Origin of the sequence: Bradyrhizobium iriomotense (genome assembly GCF_030160715.1) — a bacterium.
GTDB classification, from domain to species: Bacteria; Pseudomonadota; Alphaproteobacteria; order Rhizobiales; family Xanthobacteraceae; genus Bradyrhizobium; species Bradyrhizobium iriomotense.
In genome coordinates this window covers 45,296-56,700 of the sequence record NZ_BSOW01000049.1, presented here as the reverse complement: position 1 = coordinate 56,700, position 11,405 = coordinate 45,296, and the positions used below count along the sequence as shown (strand labels likewise).

General features: G+C 63.3%; 8 protein-coding genes and 1 pseudogene. 3 read left to right on the top strand and 6 right to left on the bottom strand.

Features of this window, described 5'->3' with window-relative positions; all coding sequences use genetic code 11:
- Positions 1 to 159: pseudogene (locus QQL28_RS46015) on the top strand (flagellar biosynthetic protein FliO); the annotation flags it as partial.
- Positions 156 to 911, top strand: coding sequence for a flagellar type III secretion system pore protein FliP (fliP, locus tag QQL28_RS41375; RefSeq protein ID WP_284275012.1), 756 nt, complete (start codon positions 156 to 158; stop codon positions 909 to 911). The pseudogene QQL28_RS46015 and the gene fliP, both read left to right, overlap by 4 nt.
- A 9-nt stretch (positions 912 to 920) precedes the next feature.
- Here fliP and QQL28_RS41370 read toward each other — a convergent pair whose 3' ends face one another.
- Both QQL28_RS41370 and QQL28_RS41365 read right to left on the bottom strand, forming a co-directional pair.
- A complete protein-coding gene (locus QQL28_RS41370; RefSeq protein WP_284275010.1) occupies positions 921 to 1,157 on the bottom strand; it encodes a hypothetical protein in 237 nt (78 codons plus the stop codon).
- 106 nt (positions 1,158 to 1,263) lie between these two features.
- Positions 1,264 to 5,019, bottom strand: coding sequence for a tetratricopeptide repeat protein (locus QQL28_RS41365; protein ID WP_284275009.1), 3,756 nt, complete (start codon positions 5,017 to 5,019; stop codon positions 1,264 to 1,266).
- A 242-nt stretch (positions 5,020 to 5,261) separates the two neighbouring features.
- Here QQL28_RS41365 and QQL28_RS41360 point away from each other — a divergent pair, with 242 nt between their 5' ends.
- A complete protein-coding gene (locus QQL28_RS41360) occupies positions 5,262 to 8,054 on the top strand; it encodes a UPF0182 family membrane protein (RefSeq protein ID WP_284275008.1) in 2,793 nt (930 codons plus the stop codon).
- A gap of 74 nt (positions 8,055 to 8,128) precedes the next feature.
- On the opposite strand, the gene QQL28_RS41355 is transcribed toward QQL28_RS41360, so the two are convergent.
- From QQL28_RS41355 to QQL28_RS41340, 4 genes are all read right to left on the bottom strand, one after another.
- A complete protein-coding gene (locus QQL28_RS41355; protein ID WP_284275007.1) occupies positions 8,129 to 8,866 on the bottom strand; it encodes a hypothetical protein in 738 nt (245 codons plus the stop codon).
- A 404-nt stretch (positions 8,867 to 9,270) separates the two neighbouring features.
- Complete coding sequence (locus QQL28_RS41350) at positions 9,271 to 9,567, bottom strand: hypothetical protein (RefSeq protein ID WP_284275018.1); 297 nt, start codon at positions 9,565 to 9,567, stop codon at positions 9,271 to 9,273.
- A gap of 119 nt (positions 9,568 to 9,686) precedes the next feature.
- Complete coding sequence (locus tag QQL28_RS41345; RefSeq protein ID WP_284275006.1) at positions 9,687 to 10,547, bottom strand: tetratricopeptide repeat protein; 861 nt, start codon at positions 10,545 to 10,547, stop codon at positions 9,687 to 9,689.
- Between the two features lie 50 nt (positions 10,548 to 10,597).
- Positions 10,598 to 11,236, bottom strand: a complete 639-nt coding sequence (locus QQL28_RS41340; protein WP_348522559.1) for a FecR family protein — start codon at positions 11,234 to 11,236, stop codon at positions 10,598 to 10,600.
- Positions 11,237 to 11,405 lie beyond the last annotated feature (169 nt).

The following is an 11,405-nucleotide window of genomic DNA, read 5'->3' as shown; positions in this document are numbered from 1 at the left end:
GAGACGGTCGCGCCTCCCGTTGCGCCCGAGCCGCCGGCACCCGCGCAGCGCCCCTCGCGCAACGGCGAGCCTGCCCCGGCTGCGCCCGCAAAGACGAGCTTTGAAAATCTCGAAGACGAGATGGCCTCCCTGCTCGGCCGTCCGAAGCCGCCTTCGTGAGACGCCCGGCTTTTCCGCGTAGAGTTTTTTTCCTTCCTGTCCTGATCGGCGCCGCTCTCCTGGCGGCGCCTGCGCATGCGCAGGACATCAGCATCAACCTCGGCGGCCAGGGTGGCGGCGGCGTCACCGAGCGTGCGATCCAGCTCATCGCGCTGCTCACGGTGCTGTCGATCGCGCCGTCGATCCTGATCATGATGACGTCGTTCACGCGCATCGTGGTCGTGCTGTCGCTGCTGCGCACTGCCATGGGCACCGCGACCGCGCCCCCGAACTCGGTGATCATCGCGCTCGCGATGTTCCTCACCTTCTTCGTGATGGGACCGGTCCTGCAAAAATCCTACGACGACGGCATCAAGCCGCTGATTGCGAACCAGATCGGCGTCGAGGACGCGCTCCAGCGCGCCTCAGTCCCCCTGCGCGGCTTCATGCAGAAGAACGTCCGCGAGAAGGATCTGAAACTCTTCATGGACCTCTCCGGCGAGCCGCCGCCGGCAACCCCCGACGAGCTCGCGCTCCGCATCCTCATCCCCTCGTTCATGATCTCCGAGCTGAAGCGCGCCTTCGAGATCGGCTTTCTTCTGTTCCTCCCCTTCCTGATCATCGACCTCGTCGTCGCCTCCGTGCTGATGTCGATGGGCATGATGATGCTGCCGCCGGCCGTGGTGTCGCTGCCGTTCAAGCTGATCTTCTTCGTGCTGGTGGACGGCTGGTCGCTGGTGGCGGGGAGTTTGGTGCAGAGTTACGGGGGGTAGCGCGGCTCCCTACCCTTTCACATCGTACTGCTTGCTGAGGTGATCGCCGATCTGCACGAGCATGGCGACGCATTCGGGGTAGCCGGGCTTGTCGATGGTGGCCTGGTCGGATTCGTCGCGGAACTCCCAGCTATCGCCGTCCCGGAGAATGATGATCTTCATGCCGTCCGAACAATCGGCGTGAACCTTCAATTCGGCTTTCGCCATCGCGATCAGCTCGGCTTCGGTCTTGACAGGCTTGCTCATCTCATCGCTCTCCCGGCACCGGCGCGCGATCAGGATACGCCGCGCCTTGATGGGCAGGTTGCCGCCTCAATGGGCAACTGTCGAGAGGCCAAAGGTAGCAGAGGGCCTAGCGGGTCATCTTGATCTGCCTCACGGGCGGGATCGCGGGCAGCGAGCCGGTTTGCTCGGTCTCGTCCTTGGCCTGCGGCGGCATGGGCGCGCGGGCGGTGGCGTCGGGGAAGCGCTGCTTCATCTCGCGCAGGAAGCCGTCGAGCGTATCGACGCTGGCCGCCAACTTCGCGATCTCGGCGAATTCGGCGCTGGAGGCAGCCGCCGGCTTGCTCGCGATGTCGAAGGCGAGGCGGTCGGAGCTCTCGCTCATCAAGGGCGCGTATTTCTCGCGGAAGCGCGACAGCCCGATCGCATCGTCGGCGAGCGCGTAGCCGACGGCGGCGCGGATCACGTCGCTCTTCTCGACCGCGTTGAGCGGCTTGAAATCGCGAAAACGCTCGCCGTAGTAGAGCTCGATCTGCTCGGCGGATTCGCGCCAGCGCCGCGCAGCCCAGAAGATGTCGGAGCGCAGGCGGATGGCCTCGCGGCCCGCAACGTTGGAGACGATGTCGAGCGCGAGGTCGTGGCGACCGACGTCGCTCTGCGCGCGCGCCTCGAGCAGCAGGCGCTGCTGGCGCAATTCACCGGAGAGATCGCTGATGCGGCTCGCGCGCAGCGCCGAGATCGCCATGTCGGGCTTGCGGTTGGCGAGATAGACCATCGCAAGGCGGGCCGCGACCTGCGCGCGCGCAGCGCCTTCGAGGCGGTGGTCGACCTGGTATTGCAGGAGCTCGGCGGCCTGGTCGAGCAGGTCGATGGACGCCAGGCGATCGGCAAGCTTGCGGATCAGTTCGTCGCCGCGCCGGCCGATCGGCGTCAGCTCGCGGAACTCGTAGAACATCCCGAGCGCCTCGATCGGCGGCAGATCGTCGCCCTTGGAGCTCAAGAAAATCTGCGCGAACAGCTCCTGCGCGAGGTCCTGCGCCTGGCGCGAGGCGTCCGCATTCGGCTGGAGTTTGGTCGCGGTACGCGCCGCGGCGAGCGCATCCCGGTAGCGTCCCATGTCCGCATACATCCGCGCCAGCATCTGGAGCGTCTTCACCTCGACGGCATCGCCGCGCCAGGTCATCGACAGCGTCTCGAGCTCGCGCAGCGCGTCGTCCTTGGTGATCTCGTCGCGCTTCTGGCGGAGCGCGACCTCGAGCTGCTTGGCCTCGGCAGCAGCCGGCCGGTCGTCCGAGCCGACCGCGAACTTGTAGTCGTCGAGCGCGTCCTTGTCGTGGCCGAGTGCTTCGGCGAGCCGGCCGCGCAGCACCGCGAAGGACGGCGCCGCGTCCGGCGGCACGCCAACGACCTCGAGCTCGCTGCGCCGCTTGGACGCACCGGCATAGTCCTTCACCTCGAGCGAGGCTCGCATCGCATCCATCGTCACGATGCGTTGGACGTCGAGCGGCAGCGAGGCGATGGCGAACTCGACGTTCTTGAATTTTTCGCGCGCATCCGCCCATTTGCCCTGACGGGCATAGGCGAGCGCCTTCCAGAGCTGCGAGTCGTGGCTGTTGCCGATCACGGGATTGGCAAGATCCTTCAGCCCCTGCCCCGGCCGGCCGATCAGGATGCTCGAGATCGCGTGCATGATCAGCGCCGAAGACTCCTCCTTGTTGAGGGGATCGTTCAGCATCACGTCGGTGATCGCCTTGGCCTCGTGATACATGGCGCGCGACATGTAGAAATGCGCCAGCCCGAGCCGAGGGATCGAACGCTGCGCCGGCTCGACCGCCGCGATCGCGGCGACCAGCGCACTCTGCCGGTTCATGAACAGCTCGGACTGGCCCTTGCGCCATTCCTCGATGTTGAAGACCGGCCGCACGGCGGTCGGCGCGCGCTCGGCGGAGACGTCCACCGGCGAAAGCGTCAGCCCGCCCTTCTTGCCGAGAATGACCTTGTCCTGGCCCACTTCGACGCCGACCTCGTCGGAGTTCGGACGAATGGCGATGCCGTGCGCGGATTCGAGCAGCGAGAGATCGACCAGATCCTGCCGCTTGATGAAGCCGCGAACCGGCCGCGGCGCGGTGACGACGTAGAGCGTGTCGCCGGCGTCGGGATCCGTCAGCTTGTGCAGCATGCCCGGATTGGCGAAGGGGATCGCGATATTGGCGAGCGCCGGATCGGTGATGTTGCGCATGATCATCAACGGCAGCGGCGTTGCCTGGATCTTGTCGGCGAGCGTCAGGAGCCATTTGGTCTCCTTGCCGTTCTCCTCGCTCGACAGCGAATAGACCAGCGGCCGGTTGAGGCGGATGCGGATGGCCTGGCCCTTGTCGAGCGGCGTGCGGCTGACCTCGCCGATCATCGCGCCGCCCTTGGCGCGGATCGGCTCGACGTCGATGGCTTTCTGCGTATCGAATACCAGCCAGACGGTGTCGCCGCGGCGGAACGCGGCGGCGGGTGCTGCGACCGGGAGCGGGAACGTCACGCGCAAGCCGTCGCTGTCGCGGCGGGCATCGACGCTCGGGGCGGTGTCCTTCGAGGCGGCCGGAGCCGGCGTCTCGACCGGTGCGGCTTTCGCCATGTCCTTCGGCGCATCCTTGACGGGCTCTTTCGCGGCCTCCTTCACCGGCTCCTTCGGCGCTTCGGCAGCCACCGGTGCCACCAGTTTTGGCGCGGCAGCCGGCGCTGCGGCCTCTGCGGCCGCTGGCGCAGGTTTCGGCGCCTCGGCCGGATGCGGAGCTTCAACCGCGACAGGCTCGGGCGCAGCCTGCACCGGCGCGGGCTTCGGCGCCTCGGCAGCCGGCGGCGCGCCCGCGGCCTCAGGCTTCACCTCGATCCTGGCCTCGTGCGCGATGGTCTCGGAGGTCGGCGGCGTGATCTCGCGCGGCATCTCCTTCTTCTCGGCCGCCGCGTGCGGTCCATGCGCCGCGGCCGGTTTTGCCGGCGCCAGGACCTGCTCGGCCGCCGTCGCGGCCTTGTTCTTGTCCGGCTGGAAGGCGACGTCGACGACATAGTTCTTGTCGTCGCGGAAGGAGTGCACGTCGGCCTCACCGATCAGCGCGATCTCGACATTGGTCTGGTCGATGTCGGCCTTCTGCTTGATCGAGGCGACGTTCGGCGGCGCGGCGACGACCGCGTCGGCGAGATCGAAGTTGAGATTGGCGTTGAAGGCGAGCGTCAGCTTCTGCTCGTTGAGCACCGAGGAGACGCCGACGCCTTCGGGCATCTCGAAGACGAAGCGCACAAAGGTCGGCTGCACCGAGGCGCGGACGCGGATCGGCGGGCGCTTCTTGGTCTCGGCGGCCACGCGCTGGGCGCGCAACGCGCGCTCGGCGGCGCGCGCACGATCGGAGAGTTCCTTCACCACGTCCATCGGCAGGCTCGGCGGCGCACCCTTCCAGCCCTCGGGCAGAAGGTCGACGAAGGTCCGCTCGCCGGCATTCATGGTGTTGACGGTGACGCGGCGCGCCAACGACAGGCGGATCGCCCCGCCGTCGGGATCGCGCCGCGCGGAGTTGACGTAGTCGGGCGCACCTTCCGGGATGCGATCGACCGGTACATCGACCGGTCGCTCGAAGCGGATGATCAGGATCGAACCCGCGGTCGTCACCTCGGAGGGAACGTCCTCGCCGAGCTTGATGACGAGGCGCGCAAAGCCGCCGCCGGCCGAAAAGGTCGCCTCACCCCGCACCGGCTCGGCGCGCGCGGGCGAAGCCAGGCCCACCAACAGGCAGGCGGCCAGTGCGGACAGCGCGCGGACATGACGGCGCGAGCCCGGCGCCGAGGTCAACACCAAGGCGCGGGCTCGCGACCAAAATCCAGCGGCAGCCTGTCGCGCCATTGGCGGCATTTCATCCGGTCCGACGATTCGTGCCGGCAATGGGGGCCGGCCGTGCCCTCGACTCTAAGGTTTCGCCAATTAAGGACTTGTTAATGCTGTCGGATTGATTTGACCTGCGCTCGCTGCGCCGCACCACCGTTCCCGAAACGGCCAGTCCGGGCCTCCGGTCTGTCGGCAGTTCGCGCCATCGGTCGCACGTCCACGGAGCGCCGCCCCGGCTGCCGTTCTGCTATAGTGCGGACATGACGATCGGGATCGCCGGACCCGGCCAGAAGGCGCCGCGGCGCAGTGCTGCGGCAGGGTTCATTATCGCGGCCATCGCCGTCGTCATTGGCCTGATCCTGCTCGCTCTCGTGAGCGACATCCTGGTCGACTGGATGTGGTTCGCCTCGATCGGCTACAGCCAGGTCTTCTGGATCACGATCGGCGCCAAGATCGCTGGCTTCCTCGTCGTTTTCGCAGCGACTGCCGCCGTCTTGTGGGTGAACGCGCGGATTGCACTTGGTCTTGCCGGGCGGCGAACCCGGTTGCCTGCGGCCTTTGTTCCAACTCTTGCGGCCGCTGCGGCTCAGGCTGATCCGCTTGAATTCCTGCGCGAGCGACTACCGTGGCGTGGCGTGATCGCTGCCAGCAGCAGCTTCTTCGCCTTGCTTGTCGCTTGGGGCGAGGTCGGCAACTGGAGCACGCTGCTCCGGTTCATCTACCAGGTGCCCTACGGCAGCAACGATCCCCTGTACGGCAAGGATATCGGTTTCTACCTCTTCTCCCTGCCCGCGTTTGTCGCCGTCAAGAATTGGGCAATGCTGACGCTCGTGATGAGCGCAATGCTCGCTGGATTTGTCTATTGGGTGCATGGCGACATCGAGGACCGGGCCCAGCGAATGTCGCCGGCGGCGATCGCCCACGGTTCGGCGCTGCTGGGCCTTTTCTTCGGCGTGAAGGCGTGGTCCTACAGCCTCGACCGCTACCACCTGCTGTTCGGCGACAATGGCGTGGTGGTCGGCGCAGGTTATACCGACGTCAACGTCGAATTGCCGGTCCTGTGGATCCTGATCGCGCTGTCGATCGTCGCCGCCTTGGCCGCATGGGCGAACCTGTGGGTCCGCACCTACAGCCTCCCCACCGCCGCGATCGCGCTGCTGTTCGGTGCCGCTTTCCTGCTGTCGGGCATCATCCCCGCGGTTTTTCAGCGCTTCTACGTCAGGCCGAACGAGTTGGACTGGGAGCGTCCCTACATCGAACGCAACATCGCGCTGACCCGGGAAGCCTACAATCTCAATCGGATCTCACCGAAGCCGTTCCCTGCCGAACAGACCCTGACCTTCAGCACACTCGAGGCCAACAAGGCCACGATCGAGAATATAAGGCTGTGGGATTGGCAACCATTGGCCGACACCTACGCGCAGTTGCAGGAGATCCGCACCTATTACAAGCTGCGCAACCTCGATGTCGATCGCTACTGGCTCGGCGGCACCTACCAGAGCGTGATCCTCTCTGCGCGCGAGTTGAATTCCGAGCTTCTGCCGCCCAACGCGCAGACCTGGGTCAACCGTCACATCCTGTTCACCCATGGCAATGGTGCGGTGCTGAGTCCGGTCACCCAGAAGAGCAGCGAAGGGCTTCCGCTCCTCTACCTGCACGATGTTCCTCCGGTTGCACAGGGAGGTCCCGACATTCGCGAGCCGCGCATCTATTTCGGGCAGCTGACTGAAGACTACGTCATCGTCAAGGCAACAGTGCCGGAATTCGATTACCCCAAGGGAAAGGACAACGTCTACGCGGCCTATGACGGCGCCGGCGGCGTCCCGCTGTCGAGCATGGTGCGGCGACTGATCTTCGCCCACCATTTCAACGACGTGAACCTTCTTCTTTCGGACTACATCGGCGACGGCAGCCGGATCATGATTCGGCGCAACATCCAGGAGCGTGTCGGCACGATTGCGCCGTTCCTGGTTCTGGATCGCGATCCCTACCTCGTCGTCAGCGATGGCCGGATGTTCTGGATTCAGGACGCCTACACGACCAGCGAATATTTTCCCTATGCGCAGCGCGCGTCAGGCCTCAATCTCAACTACATCAGAAATTCGGTGAAGGTGGTCATCGATGCCTACAACGGCACTGTCGACTTCTATCTGATGGACCAGGCAGACGCGATCGCCGCGACCTATCATCGAATTTTCCCGGCTCTCTTCAAGCCGTTCACGGCAATGCCCCCCGATCTCCAAAGGCACATTCGCTATCCCGAAGACCTCTTCCTCATCCAGGCCCGGCTTTTCCAAACCTACCACATGGAATCTGCCGATGTTTTCTACAACCGCGAGGACCTCTGGCAATTCCCGCGCCAGCCGGCCGGCGACGGCGTCTCCTCACTGGACGGCACGACCGCGATGGCGCCCTATTACATCATCATGCGACTGCCCGGCGAAGCGCAAGCCGAGTTCTTTCTGATGATCCCGATGGTACCGAGCCGCCGCGACAACATGATCGCATGGCTCGCCGCGCGCTGCGACGAGCCGGGCTATGGCAAGCTGATCGTGTACGAATTTCCCAAGGAGAAGCTGGTCTATGGGCCGTTTCAGATCGAGGCGCGCATCCATCAGAACACGGAGATATCCCAGCAGATCTCGCTGTGGAACCAGATGGGATCGCGGGTGATCAGGGGAAACCTGCTCGTGATCCCAATCGAGAACTCCATCCTCTACGTGTCGCCACTCTATCTGCGGGCCGAGCAAGGGCATTTGCCGGAGCTGAAACGAGTGATTGCCGCCTATGGCGAGCACGTCGTCATGAAGGAAACGCTCGAGGAAGCTTTGTCGGCGCTCTTCGCGAACAGTGGGCCCACAACGGCAGCGCGGGGTGGGACCGCGGAATCGCCTGGCGATGGGGCCGCAGCAGCACGCGCACAAGAGGCGCTCGCTCACTACAGTCAGGCCATGGAGCGGTTGAAGTCCGGTGATTGGGCAGGCTTCGGCAAGGAGATCGAGGCGATGCGCAGCCTGCTCGAAGACATCCGCCGGCAATCGGGCAGTCCGTAAGGAGCCTGGCCCGGTGAAGTCCGCCATTCGCCTCGGCCGCCACGAGGGAAGCCGACTCTCCGCAGCCGATATGCTTAGGGCGGGAGGAATGCCGTGGTCTCGACTCCGGTCGGCCGCGCAAACAGAAAACGGGATCGTACGGATATCTGTGCGTCGGCCGCTCCATCCTGGCCGATGAGAATCAGTCCTGCGCCGCCATTGGCCACTGTGAGAATGACTGGCTCACCATTCCTCGTGTTGATCGGCTCCATTCCAATGATGAGAAATTCGCCAACCGGCTGGTCGAAATATTGAAGCCTTAGTTGTGGAGCGACCTCTGCCGCTGCAAGCGCAAAACCCAGCTGCTGAGCTCGGGCATAGATATCTCCCAGCGGCGCCGTGTCGGTCAGAAAGCCGAGCTCGGCTCCGAAGACCGCGAAGAGATCCACATTCGTTTTCACTGCACTGAGGGAGAAGGCCGGATTGTCGAGAACTTCTCCTGCCAGATTTCCAACGCTGCACCCGACCGCATCCAGGGCGCCCATGAGGGTGAATCGATCTACAAATGTACCTATCGCAATCGTCTTCCACACCGGAGCGTCCACGGCGGAGCGGATTGGAATGCCCGGCGCGCCTGGTGAGGGAACGTTCTTGAGCCGAAGTTGATTTTGCAGGACGTCGCGCGCTGAACACTGGGCGCCTGCTTCACGCGCACCCAGCACGGCGTGTGCGAGACAGAACATCACAATGAGGAGAGTACCACTACGGTGCCATCCTGTTGGACTGTGCAGCGTAGTATGGCAACGGACTTCCTGGCCGGCGGTGCAGCCCACGGCAACATCTCTTGAACCGAACCGGACGATGACTTCCGTATGTTCGGGTCACCCGTTCGCGACCCGCGGTCTTCTGAAAAACAAAGGCCCGCCCCCGAGTTTGGGGAAGAACGGAAAGCTCAAGAGTTGGAGGCGGGCCTCAAGGGCATGCCTATTCCAAAACGGCGGGCGGAGTCCGTAAGCCAGCGCCCGCCACGTCATGACGTAGGTGAAATCTAAGCACCATCGAACCCGCCTGAATACCGGATTTTGATACGGCGAAAAGTCGCAGTGCTCGTGGTCGCAGGCCCCAGCGTCGACCGCACGCGGTAGCGCGTGCAGTCGTCGGCGATCCCCGGTTGAATTGTTTGCGCAATCGCGCGCGCAAAGCACGTCTCGTAGCGGATGAGTGACCTTAGGGACAATTACGCATCCGCTTCTATGTTCACCAATACCTCCCCTGCGATGATCTCAGGGCTCCCAAGATGAAGGTCGTGCAGGCTTGCTTGAACGAAGTCCAGCACTCTGCTGTTCGCCGCATTGGCACTTTCGCGGTCCTCGAAGATCATCACCGCGACACCGACGCCTTCGCCCCCATCCAGTACATAATATGATCTGAATCCGCGCGATTGCCTCAGGATCTGGCCGATGCCGCTCTTGGCGCGGCGAGCAGAATCCGCAACCGAACGAACCTCGGTGTACTTTCGAATGAACATGTACATCAGGCCACCCATGCGTCTCGGTCTCGGCCCACACATCAAAGCATATCGGGCCGCCGCAGGCCTCTCACGCTGTCCGCTTGCCGCGGCAAGCAAACAATGGAGAGTCCGCGCTCGTACATCTACCGCAGGCCGTAACGCGCGAAGTCCTCGCCGATCCTTGCCTGAATCGCTTCGGCCGCCGAGAGATCCGTATCGCCTCCCGCCTTGTCGCCCTGCTTGAGCCGGGCAAGTCCGCGTCCGTAGAACGCACTTGCCATATTCGGGGCAAGGCGCAGCGCAGAACCATAGTCATCGACAGCCGCACCCCATTGGCCCATCTTCAGATGAATCAGCCCGCGCGAGTCATAAGCCGCGGCGCTGTTCGCCGCCAGCTGAATGGCCTTGTCGCAATCCTCCAGCGCCGCCTGCAGCGCACCGGTCATGGCACGGGCCCAACAGCGGGCGTTCCACACGGCCTCCAAATTGGGTTGGCGCCGAAGGACCTCATCATAGTCTCGCGTGGCGTGATCGTACTCGCTCTTCCTCAGATGGGCCGCGGCGCGATTGAAATAAGCGTCGACGTAGTTGGGGTCGAGCTTGATGGCCTCATCGAACGCCTTGATCGCAAGGTCGTATTCGCCTTTCCTCAAATAGGCCACGCCGCGATTATTGAAGGGCTTGGTATAGGCTGGATTGAGCCCGATCGATTGATCGAAATCGTGGATGGCGCGGTCATAGTCTCCTGTTTCAGCATAAGCATTACCACGATTGTTATACGCTATGGCCAACGCCTTCGTCGCGCCATGATGTGCGTTGATGAACGCTGTGCACCCGTCTATTCGCGCCTCGAGCGAGGCGTGCTCCACGCTGTTACAGAGCTCGACCGTCTTGAGATAGCTATCATCCTGCTTCGGCGTCTGCGCCCTCGCCGGCAACCCGAGCAACAGCAGGATGACACACGACGCCACGCCGCCGGTGATGCTTCCTCTCGCACTCTTCATATCAGGGTCCCGATCGCGAAACTTGGGGACTTTGCTGCTGATGAACCTTCCTAGCACCGTCGGCAAATGTTCAAGTTGAGCTTGCGCTCGGCTTTCTGTTCGGGTGGAACTGCCGTGGAGGCTCTGGACTTCTTGTCAGTCTTGTTAGTCTTGCTCTTGCCTTCTTCAATGAGCGTCGAGAACTTTACTGCCCCATTATCGGAGATCTCCACGTGGGGCGTGGTGCCTCGGATTCCCATTGTTGCGACGGGTGTGTCGATCTTCATGTCGCCAGTTTTCGCAACGTTCCCGGCAACGAAGGTGAACGTTCCCTTGGCGAGGCTGAAAAACGTCGAGTTGGACTTCCCATTTGGGTCGTACACATACTCGTCCAGAGCCATGCGCGCATTGCTCGATAGATTGAACGAGGCGCCATCGGTGAAGTTGATGCCGACCCGACCATCCGACCCGGTCCGCACCACGTCCCCCTGATATACGAGATCACCGATCTTGGTTCGGCCGCGCTCATCTGAGGTACTGGCCTGAACGACCACGGCGCCCGCATGTTCGATTGTGACCGAACCGGCGACCGCCACAACCTTACCAATGGGTTTGGTTGACGAGTCCGCAATGGCGGGCTTGGCGGAATCGGCTTGCGCGTGCGCCGCCTCAGGCAAAAGACTGGCGAGCGCCAAAACGAGGACCGTCACCAATCCAGTTATCGTATGTGTGCACATGATCCCCCCTCTGAGAAGATCGGTCGCTATCGCTGTCCTTTTTTGGACGACGAAGCACGGCAGCAATACATACAAATGTGTTGTTCAATTTAGCTTATAGCTCTAGGTTATCGCCGATATCGAGTGAATGCCATAAATCAAA

What these genes read in the sequence shown, in the direction of transcription:
- QQL28_RS41370 (WP_284275010.1), bottom strand. Translation starts at nt 1,157, where the DNA reads ATGAGCAAGCCTGTCAAGACCGAAGCCGAGCTGATCGCGATGGCGAAA.
- QQL28_RS41365 (WP_284275009.1), bottom strand. Translation starts at nt 5,019, where the DNA reads ATGGCGCGACAGGCTGCCGCTGGATTTTGGTCGCGAGCCCGCGCCTTG.
- QQL28_RS41360 (WP_284275008.1), top strand. Translation starts at nt 5,262, where the DNA reads ATGACGATCGGGATCGCCGGACCCGGCCAGAAGGCGCCGCGGCGCAGT.
- QQL28_RS41350 (WP_284275018.1), bottom strand. Translation starts at nt 9,567, where the DNA reads ATGTACATGTTCATTCGAAAGTACACCGAGGTTCGTTCGGTTGCGGAT.
- QQL28_RS41345 (WP_284275006.1), bottom strand. Translation starts at nt 10,547, where the DNA reads ATGAAGAGTGCGAGAGGAAGCATCACCGGCGGCGTGGCGTCGTGTGTC.